Source organism: Pseudomonas sp. BNK-30, assembly GCF_047456185.1.
Classification (GTDB): domain Bacteria; phylum Pseudomonadota; class Gammaproteobacteria; order Pseudomonadales; family Pseudomonadaceae; genus Aquipseudomonas; species Aquipseudomonas putida_E.
In genome coordinates this window covers 3,689,736-3,708,190 of the sequence record NZ_CP179904.1, presented here as the reverse complement: position 1 = coordinate 3,708,190, position 18,455 = coordinate 3,689,736, and the positions used below count along the sequence as shown (strand labels likewise).

The 18,455-nt window shown below is 61.6% G+C and carries 15 protein-coding genes and 1 pseudogene; 8 read left to right on the top strand and 8 right to left on the bottom strand.

Annotated features, from left to right (window positions below; all coding sequences use genetic code 11):
* Positions 1–6: 6 nt before the first annotated feature.
* Positions 7–384, bottom strand: coding sequence for a histone-like nucleoid-structuring protein MvaT (gene mvaT / locus ACMGGN_RS17215; RefSeq protein WP_012312927.1), 378 nt, complete (start codon positions 382–384; stop codon positions 7–9).
* 297 nt (positions 385–681) lie between these two features.
* Here mvaT and purU point away from each other — a divergent pair, with 297 nt between their 5' ends.
* Positions 682–1,533 carry a formyltetrahydrofolate deformylase gene (purU, locus tag ACMGGN_RS17210; protein ID WP_012312928.1) on the top strand — a complete coding sequence of 284 codons (852 nt, stop codon included), beginning with the start codon at positions 682–684 and terminating at the stop codon, positions 1,531–1,533.
* Positions 1,534–1,721: 188 nt separating this feature from the next.
* On the opposite strand, the gene ACMGGN_RS17205 is transcribed toward purU, so the two are convergent.
* The 5 genes and pseudogenes from ACMGGN_RS17205 to ACMGGN_RS17185 all read right to left on the bottom strand — a co-directional run.
* Positions 1,722–2,714, bottom strand: a complete 993-nt coding sequence (locus tag ACMGGN_RS17205; RefSeq protein WP_046784901.1) for a lysylphosphatidylglycerol synthase transmembrane domain-containing protein — start codon at positions 2,712–2,714, stop codon at positions 1,722–1,724.
* Positions 2,711–3,475 (bottom strand): DUF2334 domain-containing protein, encoded by a 765-nt coding sequence (locus ACMGGN_RS17200; protein ID WP_115273668.1) that lies wholly within the window; start codon positions 3,473–3,475, stop codon positions 2,711–2,713. The genes ACMGGN_RS17205 and ACMGGN_RS17200 overlap by 4 nt, the downstream gene beginning before the upstream one ends.
* Positions 3,468–4,589, bottom strand: coding sequence for a glycosyltransferase family 4 protein (locus ACMGGN_RS17195; RefSeq protein WP_046784903.1), 1,122 nt, complete (start codon positions 4,587–4,589; stop codon positions 3,468–3,470). The genes ACMGGN_RS17200 and ACMGGN_RS17195 overlap by 8 nt, the downstream gene beginning before the upstream one ends.
* A 171-nt stretch (positions 4,590–4,760) precedes the next feature.
* A complete protein-coding gene (locus ACMGGN_RS17190) occupies positions 4,761–5,525 on the bottom strand; it encodes a methyl-accepting chemotaxis protein (protein ID WP_371316836.1) in 765 nt (254 codons plus the stop codon).
* A 93-nt stretch (positions 5,526–5,618) separates the two neighbouring features.
* Positions 5,619–6,635 (bottom strand): annotated as a pseudogene (locus ACMGGN_RS17185) (cache domain-containing protein); the annotation flags it as partial.
* A 165-nt stretch (positions 6,636–6,800) separates the two neighbouring features.
* On the opposite strand from ACMGGN_RS17185, the gene ACMGGN_RS17180 reads away from it, so the two are divergent.
* Entirely contained in the window at positions 6,801–8,276 is a 1,476-nt protein-coding gene (locus ACMGGN_RS17180) for a helicase HerA-like domain-containing protein (protein ID WP_414156143.1), read from the top strand.
* A 104-nt stretch (positions 8,277–8,380) separates the two neighbouring features.
* Here the strand turns inward: ACMGGN_RS17180 and ACMGGN_RS17175 are convergent, their stop codons facing one another.
* Both ACMGGN_RS17175 and ACMGGN_RS17170 read right to left on the bottom strand, forming a co-directional pair.
* The gene (locus tag ACMGGN_RS17175; RefSeq protein WP_012312934.1) at positions 8,381–9,853 is read right to left on the bottom strand and encodes an inorganic phosphate transporter; all 1,473 of its coding nucleotides are present in this window, start codon (positions 9,851–9,853) and stop codon (positions 8,381–8,383) included.
* 317 nt (positions 9,854–10,170) lie between these two features.
* Positions 10,171–10,371, bottom strand: coding sequence for a hypothetical protein (locus ACMGGN_RS17170; protein WP_012312935.1), 201 nt, complete (start codon positions 10,369–10,371; stop codon positions 10,171–10,173).
* A 467-nt stretch (positions 10,372–10,838) separates the two neighbouring features.
* Between ACMGGN_RS17170 and pcaR the strand changes: the two genes are divergently transcribed.
* From pcaR to pcaD, 6 genes are all read left to right on the top strand, one after another.
* Entirely contained in the window at positions 10,839–11,714 is an 876-nt protein-coding gene (gene pcaR, locus ACMGGN_RS17165) for a pca regulon transcriptional regulator PcaR (RefSeq protein ID WP_046784908.1), read from the top strand.
* Positions 11,715–12,039: 325 nt separating this feature from the next.
* Positions 12,040–13,383: an MFS transporter gene (locus ACMGGN_RS17160; protein WP_039602158.1), complete on the top strand. Its 1,344-nt coding sequence runs from the start codon at positions 12,040–12,042 to the stop codon at positions 13,381–13,383.
* Between the two features lie 220 nt (positions 13,384–13,603).
* The gene (gene pcaF / locus ACMGGN_RS17155; RefSeq protein WP_177010419.1) at positions 13,604–14,809 is read left to right on the top strand and encodes a 3-oxoadipyl-CoA thiolase; all 1,206 of its coding nucleotides are present in this window, start codon (positions 13,604–13,606) and stop codon (positions 14,807–14,809) included.
* A gap of 188 nt (positions 14,810–14,997) precedes the next feature.
* Positions 14,998–16,287 carry an MFS family transporter gene (locus ACMGGN_RS17150; RefSeq protein WP_012312939.1) on the top strand — a complete coding sequence of 430 codons (1,290 nt, stop codon included), beginning with the start codon at positions 14,998–15,000 and terminating at the stop codon, positions 16,285–16,287.
* A 9-nt stretch (positions 16,288–16,296) separates the two neighbouring features.
* Complete coding sequence (locus ACMGGN_RS17145) at positions 16,297–17,649, top strand: 3-carboxy-cis,cis-muconate cycloisomerase (RefSeq protein ID WP_115273672.1); 1,353 nt, start codon at positions 16,297–16,299, stop codon at positions 17,647–17,649.
* Positions 17,650–17,660: 11 nt separating this feature from the next.
* Positions 17,661–18,452: a 3-oxoadipate enol-lactonase gene (gene pcaD / locus ACMGGN_RS17140; RefSeq protein ID WP_115273673.1), complete on the top strand. Its 792-nt coding sequence runs from the start codon at positions 17,661–17,663 to the stop codon at positions 18,450–18,452.
* Positions 18,453–18,455: the final 3 nt, after the last annotated feature.

The following is an 18,455-nucleotide window of genomic DNA, read 5'->3' as shown; positions in this document are numbered from 1 at the left end:
GGACAATCAGTCCAGCAGGGTCGCCCAGCTTTCAACCACATCGCCACCCCATTTGGCTTTCCACTCTTTCAGGGTTTTGTGGTTGCCGCCTTTGGTTTCGATCACTTCACCATTGTGCGGGTTTTTGTATTGCTTGACCTTGCGCGCACGTTTGGTGGCGGTGGTCTTGACGGCGCCACGTGGCCCTTTGCTCAGTTTCGACTCCGGGTCGAGCAGGGCAATGACGTCGCGCAGCGATTTGGAGTATTCGCCCATCAGGGTGCGCAGTTTGCCTTCGAACTCCAGTTCTTTTTTCAGCTTGTCATCCTGCGACAGGTTGGCCAGGCGGGCCTGAAGTTCCTTGATGGCTTCTTCGGTGGCGCGGTATTCGTTGATCAGGGACATGGAGTGTTCCTTAATGCGTGTTCGGAAATGTGTGGAGCAATAATAGACAGGCGAAACTCTCAAGTAAACCTATTAATCAGTTCCTCAACTGTTTATGTCGCTGTGACAAAATATCTCAAGGTTAAAAAAATATTTACATAAGGCCCGGCAATTCGTCATGTTTCACCCACGCTGTTGCAGCGTGCCGCAGCTTGCGTGTAAGCGAGGAGGCGGGCGGCGGTGGGGTGCAATGATTACTGCGTTTTTCCGGGCGGGCCGCTAGAATGAGCGCCTTTGCGAAGTTCTGGAGTCTTATTCATGCGCACCTATCGTCTGGTGATCGCTTGCCCCGACCGTGTTGGTATCGTGGCGAAAGTCAGTAATTTCCTGGCTTTGTACAATGGCTGGATCAACGAAGCGAGCCACCACTCCGATGAGCAGAGTGGCTGGTTCTTCATGCGCCATGAAATCCGCGCCGAATCGCTGCCATTTGGTATCGAGGCCTTCCGTGAAGCCTTCTCGCCGATCGCCGAAGAGTTTTCCATGGCCTGGCGCATTACTGACTCGGCTCAGAAAAAGCGCGTGGTGCTGATGGCGAGCCGCGAATCCCACTGCCTGGCTGACCTGTTGCACCGCTGGCACACCGATGAACTGGATTGCGAGATCCCCTGCGTGATTTCCAACCACAACGACCTGCGCAGCATGGTCGAGTGGCACGGCATCCCGTTCTTCCATGTACCGGTCGACCCGAAAGACAAGGCGCCTGCGTTTGCTGAAGTGTCGCGCCTGGTTCAGGAACATGCGGCCGATGTGGTGGTGCTGGCGCGTTACATGCAAATCCTGCCACCGCAGTTGTGCCAGGATTACGCCGAAAAAGTCATCAACATCCACCACAGCTTCCTGCCGTCGTTCGTCGGTGCCAAGCCTTACCACCAGGCCGCCCTGCGTGGGGTGAAGCTGATCGGTGCTACTTGCCACTACGTGACTGAAGAGCTGGACGCAGGCCCGATCATCGAGCAGGACGTGGTACGTGTGAGCCATGCCGACAGCATCGAGGACATGGTCCGCTTCGGCCGCGACGTCGAGAAGATGGTGCTTGCCCGTGGCCTGCGCTATCACTTGGAAGACCGCGTGCTGGTGCACGGCAACAAGACTGTCGTGTTCGACTGATACGGGCTTTGGGGCTGCAACGCAGCCCCAGCTATGCAGGGGATGCAACATGACAAGCTCACGCAACAAACCCACCGCATCAGCACCGCCCACCCTCGGTGAAGGCTGCCTTGCCCGCTACGACCCCGATTCCTTGAGCGAACAGGACGGCACCGATTTTCCCGGTGCCGCCGAGCTCTGGCGCCAGCTCAACCCGCCTGACGCCGCCAGCGCTCCAGTAGGGGGCGCGCCAGCAGGCAGACGAACACCGGCCCCCCGGCCAGCAGGTAAAAATAGTAAGTGACCGCACGCCAGATCAGGATCGCTGCGGCAGCGGTGGAGCTGCCCACCAGAGGCGTCAACAGGCTTGCCGATGTCAGCTCGGCGGCCCCGGCTCCGCCCGGCAGCAGGCTGAATTGCCCGGCACTGAGCGAGAGCATCTGCACCAGAAAACTCGGGATCCACGACAACTCCACGCCCAAGCCTTGCAACACCAGGTACAGCACGCTGTAGCGCAGGCTCCAGTGCGCGCAGGTGAGGGTGAACACAAGCACCAACGTGCTTTTGGGAAGCTGCCAGGTCTGCGCCAAGGCATCGATGAAATGCAACAGCTTGCGTGCCCAGCGCCGTTTGCGCGCCGGCGCCATCCCCATGCGCTGCAAAAGCCGCCCGTTGAGGCGCATCACCGTCCGTCGGTAACGTAGCAGCGCCACTATTGCCGCCAGTGCCGAGCACAGCAACAGCGCGCTGCCCAGCAACATGCTCTGCTGGCTGCGGCCAAGGCTGTGGAACAGTGCGTAACCGGCTATTGCCAACATGGCACAGAAGAAGAACAGCAGGTCGTTCAACTGATCCATGGCAAACACCGCACCGCTGCGTGCCGGGCCGATACGGTCGCGGGCCAGCAGCGCCATGAGTGTCAGCGGCCCACCACTGCCGCCTGGGGTGGTGCAAATGGCGAATTCGGTGGCCATCACCACGCCGAGGCTGCGTACGTGCCCAAGCTTTGCTCCCTGCTGGCCAAGCAGCAGGCGCAGCCGCACGGCATTGATCACCCAGCACAGCAGGATCATGCCCAGCAGGGTCAGCATCAAGCCGGGGTCGAAGGCCTTGAGCCGGGGCAGCAGTTCGCTTCCCCCCAGCAGGGCCGGTATCACCATGGCCGTCACCAAAGCCATGGCCAGCCAGCCCAGACGGTTCATCCGTTTGCCTGGCGCTGTAGCCAGGCCGACTTGGTCAGGGGGGCGCGGCCTTGCATCAGCAGCTTGTCCAGCGTTCGCAGCCAGTAATCTCGTGAGGAGCGGTGGCGCATGTCCACCGGATGCAGCCCAAGGCGCAGGGTTTGCGCGTTGCGCCAGCGCCTGCATTGCCAGTCACAGACCACTCGCGACACGCTGCGGCGCCAGGTGCTGCGGGCACTCCAGACCAGGCCGGGGGCATTGAACGCAGTGAAGTCCGGCAAGCGATACAGGTGCTGTGGTGTGCTGGTGTAGCGCAACGGCAGTTGGCTCAGGGCCTGGCGGGTGCCTTGGCTCATCAGCCAGGCCGGGGCGACGAAGCCTGCGACGGGCCAGCCTTGCCGGGCGAAGACTTCAAGGCCGGCCTCCAGGCGTTGCATGGCCTGCGCCTGGTTCAAGGCATAGAATTCACCTTCATGGGTGTACAGGCGGCGCATGAAGTACTCACGCAGGCTGCTTGGCGATGGCCCATCGTCGGCGTGATACAAGCCATGCAACGCCAGTTCATCGCCACGCGCCAGGCGCCGTTCGAGCAGGCGGCAGAATGCTGGGGAGCCTGCCAGCGGGTTGCGGTGATGGAAGTTCGGCACTACCAGCCAGGTCATGGGCACATGGCCCATTTCGTCGACCGCCTGAACGAAGGGCTGGTAGTCCGGCCAGGTCTCAGGCGCGATATCGTGCAGCACGAGCATCAGGCTGCCCGGCGCGGTGCTGGCCTCAAGCATGGGCGCGTACCTGTGGTTGATGGCCAAGCACCGCTTGATAGTGCTGCAGCAAGCCGGCGACGACATTGTCCCACGAATAATGTTGCTCAACGTGGCTGCGGGCCTGGGCCCCGAGCTTGCGCACGCCGGCTTCGAACACCTCACGCACTGCAGTGGCCATGGCCTGCCCATCGTTTGCCCGGCACAGGCGCCCACACTGCTCATTGACGATCTCGCCGAAGGCCCCGGCGTGCACGGCCACCACGGGAGTGGCGCTGGCCATTGCTTCAAGGATGACCAGGCCGAAGGTTTCCTGGTCGCCGGCATGCACCAACAGGTCGGCGCTGGCCACCAGCCTGGCGACGTCCTGCGGCGCGCAGAATCGATTGATCACGCTGACGTTGTCAGGGACGTTGGCTGGCATGTTCGAGCCCACCAGCAACAGGTGGTAAGGGCGGCCAAGACGCTGTATGCAATCGAGCAGTACGGGCAGGTTTTTTTCCCGCGAGCCACGGCCAGCGAAGACCAGCAGGCGACTGGTATCGGGTATGCCTAGTTCGGCGCGCAGTTGCGGGTCACGGTGTTGCGGGTTGAACGTGGCCAGATCGACGCCCAGGCGCTGCACATGGACATCGCGCACACCCAGGCGGCGAAGCTTGTCGGCCATCACCTGGCTGGGCGCCAGCACTCGGTCGAAATTGCCGTACAGCTTGCTGACATAGGCTTCTACATTTGGCATGAACCAGTTGCCCATGCGGTTGCTGACCAGCAGCGGCAAGTCGGAGTGATAGAAACCGATCACGGGTACATCCAGCTGACGCCGCGCCTCGAGGGCCGCCCAGGCGGTCAGGTAGGGGTCACCCACCTCGATGAGGTCGGGCTTGAGGCCGCGCAGCACATTGCACCAGGGGGCCAGCCGCACTGGGAAGCGGTAGCCTTTGCCGAAGGGCAGGGGCGGAGCCGGAACTTGATAGATGCCGTCTTCCTGGCGAGCGCTGGCTCCGGGAATCAACAGGCTGTGGCGTACGCCGTCAATGGCGTCGAGACGGTGGTGTTTGGCATCAAGATAAGTGCGTACGCCGCCGCTGGCCGGGGCGTAGAACATGGTGATGTCAGCGATGTGCACGATCAGCATCCCTCCGGGATCGACTTTTGGTCCGTCATCGGGCTGTAACAGGCCGGGGATGACGCGCCTAAGGTTGACCTACCTGAAGGATAGTTTGTTCGGTTGGGTTGGGTGGGAGCTGCAAGCTGCAAGCAAGAGGCGGCGCCAAATCCGCTTTTACTTGCAGCTTGCCGCTTGGCGCTAGATGCGGAAGCTGCCTACCAGGTGCTTGAGGCGGGAGGCCTGCTGCTCCAGGTCCGAGCACGCCCGCAGGGTGGCCTGCAGGTTCTCGACCCCTTCCTGGTTGAGCATGTTGATCTCATTGATGTCCATGTTGATCGAGTCGACCACGGCTGTCTGCTCCTCGGTTGCAGTGGCCACCGACTGGTTCATGCCGTCGATTTCACCGATGCGCACGGTGACGCTGTCCAGGCGCTCACCGGCCTGGTTGGCGATCGCCATGCTGTCCTGGCTGTGGCGCTGGCTCTGGCCCATGGTATCGACCGACTCGCGGGCACCGACCTGCAGCTCCTCGATCATCGCCTGTACCTGTTGCGCCGACTCCTGGGTGCGGTGCGCCAGGTTGCGTACTTCGTCGGCGACCACGGCAAAACCACGCCCGGCTTCTCCAGCCCGTGCGGCTTCGATGGCGGCGTTCAGCGCCAGCAGGTTGGTCTGTTGGGAAATACTGGTGATCACCTCAAGGATCTGGCCGATGTTCACCGTCTTGCTGTTGAGCGTTTCGATGTGCGCGCTGGAGGTGACGATCAGGTCCGACAGGCGATTCATCGCCTCGATATTGCGCGTCACGACTTGCTGGCCCTCTTCGGCCAACAGGCGTGCAGAGCTTGCATGTTGCGAGGCCTGGGCGGCATTGCCGGCGATTTCCTGGGCGGCGGCGCCCAGTTCGTTGATGGCCGCGGCAACGCTGTTGGTGCGGTTGGACTGCTCGTCCGAGTTGGTCATCGACGAGTTGGAGGCGCTGATCACGCGCAGGGCCACTTCGTTGACCTGCTCGGTGGCCGAGGACACCTCGCGGATCGAGCCGTGGATGCGCTCGACGAAGCGGTTGAAGGCGGTGCCGAGGATGCCGAACTCATCATGGTTGTGGATTTTCAGGCGTTTGGTCAGGTCGCCTTCACCTTCGGCGATGTCTTCCATGGCGCGGGTCATGGTGAGCAAGGGTTGCATCAGCACGCGGATCAGCAGGCCCAGCAAGCCAATGATGATCACGACCGCCACCGCCGTGGCGATCACGGCCGACGTACGGAAGTTGCTGAGCATGGCAAAGGCTTTGTCCTTGTCCACCGACAGGCCGATGTACCAGTTGGCCGATGGCAGGCCCTTGATCGGGGTGAAGGTCAGCAGGCGGGTCTGGCCATCGGCCTCGATTTCGGTGAGCTCGCCGGTCAGTTTCGGCGTGTGCTGCGGGAACAGGTCCGACAGCGATTTCATGACCAGTGCCTTGTCCGGGTGCACCAGAATCTTGCCTTGGTCGTTGACCAGGAAGGCATAGCCCATGCCGCCGAAATTCAGCGAGTTGATGATCTGCACCAGGCCGTCCAGGGCCAGGTCGCCACCGACCACGCCGACACCCGCGGACACTTTGCTGAGGATGCCGATGACCATCTGGTTGGTGGTCATGTCGATGTAGGGCTCGGTGAGGATGGCGCCCGGGGCGCTCATGCCATCCTTGTACCAGGGGCGGGTACGTGGGTCGTAGCCATCAGGCATCTTCGAGTCGGGTCGCACGCTGAAGCCACCGTCGACCTTGCCCAGGTAGACGGTCAGGAAGCTTGACGTCAGGGCGCTCTGGCCCATCAGCGTTTCTGCGCTGGCAGGTTGCTGGGCGATGTTCTGCGCCAGGTTTTCAACCAGTTTTATACGGCCTTCAAACAGGTTGCGAATGTTGTTCGAAGTGGATGTGCCCATTTCAGCCAGATAATTCTCCAGGTTTTCACGGATGGCATTACGCTGGAGATAGTCGTTGTAGAGGGTGAACAGGCTGAAGGCGAGTATCACGATCAGTGATGCGGCCAAAAGAATCTTGTGGCTGAAACGAAGGCTTTTGTTCATGGCGTGATCGGTTCCGCTAAGGTTTTTATCGGGCGTTCGCACGAGTACCGCTTAAAACAGTGCAACATCCCGAAAGTCCTTTCAGGGGTGTTCTGTCTTCAAAGGCGAATATCATCCAGAGCTATCGGCTGGTGGGTGGTCAAGCTTGAGCAGAGGATTAAAAAGATGTCGGAAACTTCGACCATAGTTGTAGGCGCTGGCCCGGATGGCCAGCCTGTGACTCAAGCCATGCGCCTGGCTAACCGCCATGGCCTGGTTGCCGGTGCCACCGGTACCGGCAAGACCGTGACCTTGCAACACCTGGCGGAAGTATTCAGTGATGCCGGTGTGGCGGTGTTCGCAGCCGATGTCAAAGGAGACCTGTGCGGTGTCGGTGCGGCTGGAGCGCCCCAGGGCAAGGTGGCCGAGCGCATCGCCGGCATGCCCTGGTTGGGGTACAAGGCGCAGGCCTATCCGCTGAGCCTATGGGATATCGCCGGTCAGTCCGGCCACCCGCTGCGCACCACTCTTAGTGAGATGGGGCCGCTGTTGCTTGGCAATCTGCTAGAGCTGACCGACAGCCAGCAGGCTGCGTTGTATGCCGCATTCAAGGTGGCCGACCGTGACGGGTTGCTGCTGCTCGATCTCAAGGACCTCAAGGCGCTGCTCGCACACCTTAAAGACAATCCCCAGTTGCTGGGCGAAGACAGTGCGCTTATGACCACGGCCTCGACCCAGGCACTCTTGCGTCGTTTGGCAACCCTGGAGCAGCAGGGCGCCGAAGCGCTGTTCGGTGAGCCGGCGTTGCAACTGGAGGACCTATTGCGCACGGACGCTGATGGTCGTGGGCGAATTCATCTGCTCGATGCCAGCCGGTTGGTGCATGAGGCCCCTAAGGTATACGCCACCTTCCTGCTGTGGCTGCTGGCCGAGCTGTTCGAGCAATTGCCGGAGCGAGGCGACGCCGACAAGCCGGTGCTTGCGCTGTTTTTCGACGAAGCGCACCTACTGTTCAACGGTACCCCGAAAGCTCTGCAGGATCGCTTGGAACAGGTGGTTCGGCTCATTCGCTCCAAGGGCGTGGGGGTATTCTTTGTCACCCAGTCGCCGGGCGATCTGCCCGACAGCGTTCTGGCCCAATTGGGGTTGCGCATACAGCATGGGCTAAGGGCCTTTACCGCCAAAGAGCAAAAATCGCTGCGGGCCGTGGCAGACGGCTTCCGCCCCAACCCGGCATTCGACACTCTGGCAGTGCTGACCGAGCTGGGGATTGGCGAGGCTCTGGTGGGTACGCTTGAAGAAAGGGGTACGCCGGCGATGGTTCAGCGGGTGTTGATTGCGCCGCCGCAATCGCGAATCGGGCCGTTGAGTGTGGCCGAGCGTGGTGCGCTGATAGCAGCGTCACCGCTGGCGGGGCGCTATGACAAGCCGATTGACCGGGAGTCGGCGTATGAAATGCTGGCCCGGCGCAAAGGTGAGGCGGTAGAGCCGGTACCGGTGCCCAAGGCGGATGAAGACAGCCTGGTCGACAAGGCCGGAGATTTCTTGCAGAGCGCGGCGGGGCAGGCGATCAAGTCGGCGGTGCGTCAGGCGGCCAATCAGTTGGGGCGCCAACTGGTGCGGGGGTTGATGGGGTCGTTGCTCGGGGGCAAGAAGCGTTAGCATTCACAGGGACCGCGCAGCTCTTGAGGGCTGCGCTGTACCTGTGGGAGCCGGCTTGCCGGCGATGGGCCGCAAAGCGGCCCTTTTCACTGCACTGTTATGGCTCAGCCGATAGCCTTGGATGCCAGCCAGAACAAGCCAGCCGCCAGGCCCATCGTCGCCGGCAGGGTCAATACCCAGGCCAGCAGGATGGTTTTTACTGTGCCGCCTTGCAGGCCGCTCTTGTTGGCAACCATGGTGCCGGCCACGCCGGACGACAGCACGTGGGTAGTCGAAACCGGCAGGGCGAATACGTTGGCCATGCCGATGGCGCATGCTGCGGTGATCTGCGCCGACATGCCCTGGGCATAGGTCATGCCCTGTTTGCCGATCTTCTCGCCTACGGTCAGTACCACGCGTTTCCAGCCGACCATGGTGCCCAGGCCCAGAGCCAGGGCGACGGCGACGATTACCCAGAACGGGGCGTATTCGGTGGTGGCGGTGAGGTCCTTGCGCAACTTGTCGAGGTCGGCCTTTTCACGCGCATCCAGTCCCGGCAGCTTGCCGACCTTCTTCGCCGTGTCATCCAGGCACAGCAGGTAGCGGCGCACTTCCACGCGCTTGTCGGCTTCCAGGGCACGGTAATCGGTCACGCCCTGCAGCGAGGATTGCAATGCTGCGATGGTGGGCTCGGTCTGCTGCGGGTTGCAACTGAACTGCTCCGGGAGGTCGCTGGCTTGCGCCTTGCCCAGTGCCAGGAACTCGCCCAGGGTGGCGGCGTTGCGCTGGTAGAACTGGCTCAGGTGCATCGTCGCGTCGCGGGTGCGCTCGATCTGGTAGGTGGTGCTGTTCAGGTCGAGCACGAACTTGGCCGGAACAATGCCGATCAGTACCAGCATGATCAGGCCGATGCCTTTCTGGCCATCGTTGGAGCCGTGTACGAAGCTCACGCCCATTGCCGAAATCACCAGCACCAGGCGGTTCCAGAAGGGTGGGTGCTTCTTGTCGTCGAGCTTGCGGCGCTGCTCTGGCGTCTTGTGCATCTTCGACAGCGGGCGCCACCATTTCAGGCCGAGCAGCAACAGCGCAGCCACAGCGAAGCCGGCCATGGGCGAAATGACCAGGGACATGGCGATGTCGATCGCCTTCTGCCAGTTGACGCCGTCACCCAAGGGAATGTCGCTGATCAGGGCATTGGCCAGGCCCACGCCAAGGATCGAACCGATCAAGGTGTGCGAGCTCGAGGCCGGGATGCCGAAATACCAGGTACCCAGGTTCCAGGTGATGGCCGCAGCCAGCAACGAGAAGACCATGGCCAGGCCATGCCCGGTGTTCACATTGATCAGCAGCTCGACCGGCAGCAGGTGAACGATGGCGTAAGCCACCCCGACACCGCCCAGCAGAACGCCAAGGAAGTTGAACACCCCGGAGAAGAACACGGCCAGGTGTGGTGGCATGGCTTTGGTATAGATGACGGTGGCTACCGCGTTGGCGGTGTCATGAAAGCCATTGATGAACTCGAATGCGAGCACGAAGGTCAGGGCGAGCAGCAGGCTCACCAATACCCAGGCATCCAGTCCGCTGAATAAATCGATCATGAAGGTTGTCTGGCGGTCATTTGGGGGGCGGGATTATGCCAGAAAACCTTGGCAATCGATGCACCCGCAGCTGACCGATGGCAGTCTTTTGATCGACTTCCAAACGTTGTCTTCCACGGAGTAATGCGTAGAAGGTTTCGCTAAAAATCACAAAAAACGCCGAATTTCGCCGTATTCCTGTAAACGGGAATGGCCATTCATGATTAAAACGACTGTATGAAATTTGTGTAATTCCATTTCATACTCGGCCTGTCGGTAACGATCGGTCCCGCGAGCGCCGCCCTCGACCGCCAATGCAATTGCCCGCGGCAAACGGCTCAGGTGTCTTCGTTGCGCAACTCTTTCTCCATCTTTTCCAGTTCCTGGTTGAAGGCCTGATCCTGGACCGTGGCCCGTTTGCGCCAAGGTTTGCGCTCCGGTTCCGGTTGAGCGGCGTAAGTGGTGACTTCACCACCGTAAACTTCCTTGTAACGTTCAGCCTGGCGCTCCAGTTCCGCGCGCAGTTCATCTTTCGTCACAGTAGTACCTGAATGTAAAAAGTGGCCGTTAGTGCGTGCACGTGCACGTTGCCCATGCACAGGGCGTGCTGGTCGTCGGATAAGGGTCAGGCCGTAAGTGCCTTGCCCGAATGCGGATCCGGGCCAGCCGACTGGATTATAGCAATCGATAAAACGCCAGACAGTGTTATTTACCCAGCCCTTACAACCGTCGTTCAAGTTGCGGGTAATGGCTGCTTGTGCAAAGTTTGAACGGCCGGCGCTTGGAAAGTTCGCTGCTGTTCAGATACCAGGCTGGGAAATAAAAACGGCCTCGCACAAAGGCGAGGCCGTTGCCTGGGGACTTCTACGGTGGGTACCTGACCAGTCTCTCCAAAGAAGCCACAAGTGGCAGAAGAAAGGTATAAGCAAACGTGTCAGCGGTCAATTGCGATTATCGGCCGTTTGTTCGATAATCGCACGAAGCAGCGATTTTTTTGAGGTGAGCGATGAGTGACGAAATCCCGGCCAACGAAACTGCCAGCCCAGAGTCGGTACGCCCGAGCGCCCCTGCCTTGGCGCCGCCAATCGTGGCCTCGCCAGCCAAGCGTATTCAGGCATTTACCGGTGACCCGGATTTCATGACTTCGCTGGCGCGGGGGCTTGCCGTGATCCAGGCATTTCAGGAGCGCAAGCGCCATCTGACCATCGCTCAGATCAGCCACCGCACCGAGATCCCACGAGCGGCGGTGCGTCGTTGCCTGCATACGCTGATCAAGCTCGGCTACGCCACGACCGACGGGCGTACCTATTCGCTGCTGCCCAAGGTGCTGACCCTCGGCCATGCCTACCTTTCGTCGACGCCCCTGGCGATGTCGGCCCAGCCCTATCTGGACCGCATCAGCGATCAATTGCACGAGGCTGCCAACATGGCCACCCTCGAAGGCGACGACATTCTTTATATAGCCCGTTCGGCCACTGTGGAGCGGTTGATATCGGTCGATCTGTCAGTCGGTGGGCGGCTGCCGGCCTACTGCACGTCGATGGGGCGCATTCTGTTGGCAGCGATGGACGACACCAGCTTGCGCGAGTACCTTGACCGCGCCGACCTCAAGGCCCGCACCAGCCGTACCTTGCATGATCCGGAGTCGCTGTTCGCTTGCATTCAGCAGGTGCGTGAGCAGGGCTGGTGCGTGGTCGACCAGGAACTGGAGCAGGGGCTGCGTTCGATAGCTGTGCCGATTTATGATGCGTCCGGGCAGGTGCTTGCGGCGTTGAATGTCAGTACCCATGTGGGGCGTGTAAGCCGAAGCGAGCTGGAGCAGCGCTTCTTGCCGATCCTGCTGGCATCCAGTCGCGATCTTTGCCATCAGTTGTTTGGCTGAAACACGTACAGCCCGTCGTGCCGCTGTGCACTGTTATCGAACATGCCAACCGTTTCCTGTTCGATAAACGCACAGTGTCGCTCTGGACGAATTGCGCGCCCTCCATTGGCTGATTAATGTCTCTCGCAGCGGTCGGCTGTGCCGACCGAACAAGAAAAACACAAGAGGCGCACACCATGACCACTGTCACTTTGCTGCTGCGGCCGCACCCGCACGCAGTTCCGTTGTATCCAGGCTGAATCAGGCCGCATTTCATCGACTTTGAACCCTGTACCGGTTGCCCTTGTGCAGTGGCTCGACTGTGCCCAATTTCTGGATAACAACAATGAACAAGCCACAATCTGTCGGGAACTGCCTCGACGTTCAATCATTCATCAATGAACAACCGCTGTCGCGCTATCAATGGCGCGTGGTGATCCTTTGCTTCCTGATTGTCTTCCTCGATGGTCTGGATACTGCGGCCATGGGGTTTATCGCTCCGGCATTGTCCCAGGAATGGGGCATCGACCGCGCCAGCCTTGGCCCGGTGATGAGCGCCGCGTTGATCGGGATGGTGTTCGGTGCCTTGGGTTCAGGGCCGCTGGCCGACCGCTTTGGCCGTAAGGTCGTGCTGGTAGGTGCGGTATTGGTGTTCGGTGGTTTCAGCCTGGCCTCGGCCTACGCCAGCAACGTCGACCAGTTGCTGATGCTGCGCTTTCTGACCGGCCTCGGGCTGGGTGCCGGCATGCCCAATGCCACCACGCTGCTTTCCGAATACACCCCGGAGCGCCTCAAGTCGCTGTTGGTGACCAGCATGTTCTGCGGTTTCAACCTGGGCATGGCTGGTGGTGGGTTCATTTCCGCGAAGATGATCCCGGCCTACGGCTGGCATAGCCTGTTGGTAGTGGGCGGTGTGCTGCCGCTGCTGCTGGTTGTGGTGCTGATGGTCTGGCTGCCTGAGTCGGCACGCTTTCTGGTTGTACGCAACCGCGGTACCGACAAGGTGCGCAAGACCCTGGCGCCGATTGCACCGGCCGTCGTTGCGCAGGCAGCCAGCTTCAGTGTGCCGGAACAGAAGGCTGTGGCCGCGCGCAACGTGTTCGCAGTGATCTTCTCCGGCACCTATGGCCTGGGCACGATGCTGCTGTGGCTGACCTACTTCATGGGCCTGGTCATCGTCTACCTGCTGACCAGCTGGCTGCCGACGCTGATGCGTGACAGCGGCGCAAGCATGGAGCAGGCCGCGTTCATCGGTGCGCTGTTCCAGTTCGGTGGCGTACTCAGTGCCGTGGCAGTAGGCTGGGCCATGGACCGTTACAACCCGCACAAGGTCATCGGTATCTTCTACTTGCTGGCGGGCGTGTTCGCTTATGCGGTAGGGCAGAGCCTGGGCAACATTACCGTGCTTGCCACTCTGGTGCTGGTAGCCGGGATGTGTGTGAACGGCGCGCAATCGGCCATGCCTTCGCTGGCGGCGCGGTTCTATCCGACCCAAGCGCGTGCCACCGGTGTTTCCTGGATGCTCGGCATCGGCCGCTTTGGCGCGATCCTCGGCGCCTGGAGTGGTGCGACCCTGCTTGGCCTGGGCTGGAACTTCGAGCAGGTGCTGACGGCATTGCTGGTGCCAGCTGCGCTGGCCACGGTAGGCGTGATCGTCAAAGGCCTGGTGAGCCACGCCGACGCGACCTGAGCCTGCGCTGACGGGCCGCGTTGCGGCCCCTTGGGAAAGGGATGGCTGGGTGACAATATGTTCGATAAACGCACGGATAGTCGATTATCGGATTGTCAGCGACCCGCCACTCTCCTTAATCTGAGCCCAACGTAGCACCCTGAACCGAGGTCGACCTGGGTGCGCTGCGTGACTTTGAAACCCGCACCGCCGAGGCCCATGGCCCACTGGCAGGAGAAGCTTGATGCGCGACGTATTTATCTGTGACGCTATTCGCACCCCCATCGGCCGCTTCGGCGGCGCCTTGGCCGGCGTGCGTGCCGATGATCTGGCCGCTGTACCGCTCAAGGCGCTGATCGAGCGTAACCCGGGTGTGCAGTGGGATCAGGTCGACGAAGTGTTTTTTGGCTGTGCCAACCAGGCCGGTGAAGATAACCGCAACGTGGCACGCATGGCCCTGCTGCTGGCGGGCCTGCCCGAGAGTATCCCGGGTGTGACCCTGAACCGCCTGTGCGCCTCGGGTATGGACGCCATCGGTACTGCATTCCGTGCCATTGCCAGCGGCGAGATGGAGCTGGCCATTGCCGGCGGCGTCGAGTCCATGTCGCGCGCGCCGTTTGTCATGGGCAAAGCCGAGAGCGCTTACTCGCGCAACATGAAGCTTGAAGACACGACCATCGGCTGGCGCTTCATCAACCCGCTGATGAAGAGCCAGTACGGTGTGGACTCCATGCCTGAAACCGCTGATAACGTCGCAGACGATTACCAGGTTTCGCGTGCCGACCAGGATGCCTTCGCCCTGCGCAGCCAGCAGAAGGCCGCCGCAGCCCAGGCTGCCGGCTTCTTCGCCGAAGAAATCGTGCCTGTGCGTATTGCCCACAAGAAGGGCGAAACCATCGTCGATCGCGATGAGCATCTGCGGCCGGAAACCACCCTTGAGGCACTGACCAAGCTCAAACCGGTCAACGGCCCGGATAAGACGGTCACCGCTGGCAATGCCTCGGGCGTGAACGACGGTGCTGCGGCACTGATCCTGGCCTCGGCTGAAGCGGTGAAGAAGCACGGCCTGACCCCGCGTGCCCGTGTTCTGGGCATGGCCAGCGGCGGTGTAGCGCCACGGGTGATGGGCATTGGCCCAGTACCGGCGGTGCGCAAGCTGACCGAGCGCCTGGGTGTAGCCATGAGCGATTTCGATGTGATCGAGCTCAACGAAGCGTTTGCCAGCCAAGGCCTGGCGGTGCTGCGTGAGCTGGGCGTGGCCGATGATGCGCCGCAAGTGAACCCCAACGGCGGTGCAATTGCCCTGGGCCACCCGCTGGGCATGAGTGGAGCGCGCCTGGTGCTGACCGCACTGCACCAACTGGAGAAGAGCGGCGGGCGCAAGGGCTTGGCGACCATGTGTGTCGGTGTTGGCCAAGGTCTGGCGTTGGCCATCGAGCGGGTTTGACCTGTCCCGGCCTTTTCGCGGGACAAGCCCGTTCCCACAGGGGACCACGCCTCTCTTGTGAGAGCGGGCTTGTTTCGCGAAGAGGCCGGACTTATGAGACACAAGGCCAATAGCCAGCCCAGAAGCGGAACGAGTGTGTTACTAAGTATGTCTAGACCTACTTAGCACACTCCAGGAGTAAAGCCGTCATGACCTCAACCTATTACACCGGTGAAGAGCGCAGTAAGCGCATCTTCGCCATCGTCGGTGCCTCTTCAGGCAACCTGGTGGAATGGTTCGACTTTTATGTCTACGCCTTCTGTGCAATCTATTTTGCCCCGGCCTTCTTCCCCTCTGACGACCCCACTGTTCAATTGCTCAATACCGCTGGCGTGTTTGCTGCTGGCTTCCTGATGCGGCCTATCGGTGGCTGGATCTTCGGTCGCCTGGCGGACCGCCATGGCCGCAAGAATTCCCTGATGATCTCGGTGCTGATGATGTGTTTCGGCTCCTTGATGATTGCCTGCTTACCCACCTACTCGAGCATTGGCACCTGGGCCCCGGCATTGCTGTTGCTGGCCCGCTTGATTCAGGGCCTTTCGGTAGGCGGCGAGTACGGCACCACCGCGACCTACATGAGTGAGGTGGCGCTGCGCGGCCAGCGCGGTTTCTTTGCTTCGTTCCAGTATGTCACCCTGATCGGCGGCCAACTGTTGGCAGTGCTGGTGGTGGTGATCCTTCAGCAACTGCTGACCGAAGATGAACTGCGTGCCTGGGGCTGGCGCATTCCGTTCGTGGTCGGTTCCATCGCTGCGCTAATCTCGCTGATGCTGCGCCGCTCGCTGCACGAGACCAGCAGCGCCGAAACCCGCAAGGACAAGGACGCTGGTTCCATCAAAGGCCTGTTCCGCAACCACACGGCAGCCTTCATCACCGTGCTCGGCTATACCGCCGGTGGCTCGCTGATCTTCTATACCTTCACTACGTACATGCAGAAGTACCTGGTCAACACTGCGGGCATGACCGCGAAGAACGCCAGCTTCGTGATGACCGGCGCCTTGTTCCTGTACATGGTGATGCAGCCGTTCTTCGGCATGCTCTCCGACCGTATCGGCCGACGTAACTCGATGCTGCTGTTCGGTGCCTTGGGGACGCTGTTCACCGTGCCGTTGCTGATGGCGCTAAAGACCGTCAGTAGCCCGTTCATGGCCTTCGTACTGGTGACCCTGGCACTGTGCATCGTCAGTTTCTACACCTCGATCAGTGGCCTGGTGAAGGCCGAGATGTTCCCGCCGCAGGTGCGTGCGCTTGGTGTAGGCCTGGCTTACGCGGTAGCCAACGCAATGTTCGGCGGCTCGGCCGAGTATGTGGCCCTGGGCTTGAAAAGCCTGGGTATGGAGAACACCTTTTACTGGTACGTGACGGCGATGATGGCAATCGCGTTCCTGTTCAGCCTGCGTCTGCCGAAACAGGCGGCGTACCTGCACCATGATGATTAAGGACGTTGCATGAGCAACCTACTGTTCGACGCCTATTTCACCGCCCCGGCCATGCGCGAGATCTTTTCTGACCGCGGCCGTCTGCAGGGCATGCTCGATTTCGAAGCTGCCCTGGCCCGTGCCGAGGCTGCTGCCGGCCTGGTGCCGCACAGCGCGGTAGCGGCCATCGAGGCGGCCTGCCAGGCCGAGCGCTTTGACGTTCGCGCGCTCGCCGATGCCATTGCCACGGCAGGCAACTCGGCAATCCCGCTGGTCAAGGCGCTGGGCAAGGTGATCGCCAGTGGTGTTCCCGAGGCCGAACGCTATGTGCACTTGGGCGCCACCAGCCAGGACGCGATGGATACCGGGCTGGTGCTGCAGTTGCGTGATGCACTGGCGCTGATCGAGGCTGACCTCGCCACGTTGGCCGAAACCTTGTCGCGCCAGGCCCTGCTGCACGCCGACACACCGCTGGTGGGGCGTACCTGGCTGCAGCACGCCACCCCGGTGACTCTGGGCATGAAGCTGGCCGGCATACTGGGCGCCGTTACGCGCCACCGTCAACGGCTGCAGGAGCTGCGTCCGCGCTTGTTGGTACTGCAGTTCGGTGGCGCCTCCGGCAGCTTGGCGGCCTTGGGCAGCAAAGCACTGCCGGTCGCCGAGGGCCTGGCCGCACAGTTGAAACTGACCTTGCCCGAGCAACCCTGGCACACCCAGCGCGATCGCCTGGTGGAATTCGCCTCGGTGCTGGGCCTTATTGCCGGTAGCCTGGGCAAGCTGGGCCGCGATGTCAGCCTGCTGATGCAGACCGAGGCGGGCGAGGTGTTCGAGCCTTCCGCGCCTGGCAAGGGTGGGTCGTCGACCATGCCGCACAAGCGCAACCCGGTGGGCGCAGCAGTGCTGATCGGTGCCGCCACCCGGGTGCCGGGGCTGCTATCGACGCTTTACGCAGCCATGCCCCAGGAGCACGAGCGCAGCCTCGGCCTGTGGCATGCCGAGTGGGAAACACTGCCGGAGATCTGCTGCCTGGTTTCAGGCGCCTTGCGCCAGGCCCAGGTGATCGTCGAAGGCATGGAGGTGGACGCCGAGCGCATGCGCCGTAACCTCGACCTGACCCAGGGCCTGGTGCTGGCAGAGGCGGTGAGCATCGTCCTGGCCCAACGCCTTGGCCGCGACCGCGCCCATCACTTGCTCGAACAATGCTGCCAGCGCGCCGTGGCCGAACAGCGCCATTTGCGCGCTGTGCTGGGCGACGAGCCGCAGGTGACCGCCGAACTGACTGAACAAGAGCTAGACCGTCTGCTCGACCCTGCCCATTACCTTGGCCAGGCCCGCGTCTGGGTGGCGCGCGCCGTGGCTGAACATCAACGTTTCACTGCCTGAAGGAGACCGCTGTGGCGCATTTGCAACTGGCCGATGGCGTACTGAACTATCGACTCGATGGCCCGGACGATGCCCCGGTGCTGGTGCTGTCCAACTCCCTGGGGACTGACCTGGGCATGTGGGACAGTCAGATTCCGCTGTGGAGCGAGCACTTGCGTGTACTGCGTTACGACACTCGCGGTCACGGCGCTTCGCTGGTCACCGATGGCCCATACAGCATCGAGCAACTGGGCGGCGATGTGCTGGCGCTGCTCGATGCACTGGATATCCGGCATGCCCACTTCGTCGGCTTGTCCATGGGTGGCCTGATCGGCCAGTGGCTGGGTATCAATGCGGGCGAGCGTCTGCACAGCCTGACCCTGTGCAATACCGCGGCCAAGATCGCCAATGACGAAGTGTGGAATACCCGCATCGACATGGTGCTAAAAGGCGGCCAGCAAGCCATGGCCGACCTGCGCGACGCCTCGATCGCTCGCTGGTTCACCCCCGCGTTTGCCCAGGCCCAACCTGAGCAGGCGCAGCGCATCTGCCAGATGCTCGCGCAGACCTCTCCACAGGGCTACGCCGCCAACTGCGCGGCAGTACGCGACGCCGATTACCGTGAGCAACTCGGCCGTATCCAGGTGCCTACGCTGGTCGTTGCCGGTACCGAGGATGTGGTGACCACGCCGGAACATGGCCGCTTCATGCAGGCCGCGATCATCGGTGCCACCTATGCCGAATTCCCGGCAGCGCACCTTTCCAATGTCGAGATCGGCGAGGCGTTCAGCCTTCGCGTGCTTGACTTCCTGCTGGCTCGCTGAGGA

Excerpts from the sequence above, each read along its gene's own strand:
- mvaT (WP_012312927.1), bottom strand. The coding sequence starts at position 384 with ATGTCCCTGATCAACGAATACCGCGCCACCGAAGAAGCCATCAAGGAA.
- purU (WP_012312928.1), top strand. The coding sequence starts at position 682 with ATGCGCACCTATCGTCTGGTGATCGCTTGCCCCGACCGTGTTGGTATC.
- ACMGGN_RS17205 (WP_046784901.1), bottom strand. The coding sequence starts at position 2,714 with ATGAACCGTCTGGGCTGGCTGGCCATGGCTTTGGTGACGGCCATGGTG.
- ACMGGN_RS17200 (WP_115273668.1), bottom strand. The coding sequence starts at position 3,475 with ATGCTTGAGGCCAGCACCGCGCCGGGCAGCCTGATGCTCGTGCTGCAC.
- ACMGGN_RS17195 (WP_046784903.1), bottom strand. The coding sequence starts at position 4,589 with ATGCTGATCGTGCACATCGCTGACATCACCATGTTCTACGCCCCGGCC.
- ACMGGN_RS17190 (WP_371316836.1), bottom strand. The coding sequence starts at position 5,525 with ATGACCAACTCGGACGAGCAGTCCAACCGCACCAACAGCGTTGCCGCG.
- ACMGGN_RS17180 (WP_414156143.1), top strand. The coding sequence starts at position 6,801 with ATGTCGGAAACTTCGACCATAGTTGTAGGCGCTGGCCCGGATGGCCAG.
- ACMGGN_RS17175 (WP_012312934.1), bottom strand. The coding sequence starts at position 9,853 with ATGATCGATTTATTCAGCGGACTGGATGCCTGGGTATTGGTGAGCCTG.
- pcaR (WP_046784908.1), top strand. The coding sequence starts at position 10,839 with ATGAGTGACGAAATCCCGGCCAACGAAACTGCCAGCCCAGAGTCGGTA.
- ACMGGN_RS17160 (WP_039602158.1), top strand. The coding sequence starts at position 12,040 with ATGAACAAGCCACAATCTGTCGGGAACTGCCTCGACGTTCAATCATTC.
- ACMGGN_RS17150 (WP_012312939.1), top strand. The coding sequence starts at position 14,998 with ATGACCTCAACCTATTACACCGGTGAAGAGCGCAGTAAGCGCATCTTC.
- ACMGGN_RS17145 (WP_115273672.1), top strand. The coding sequence starts at position 16,297 with ATGAGCAACCTACTGTTCGACGCCTATTTCACCGCCCCGGCCATGCGC.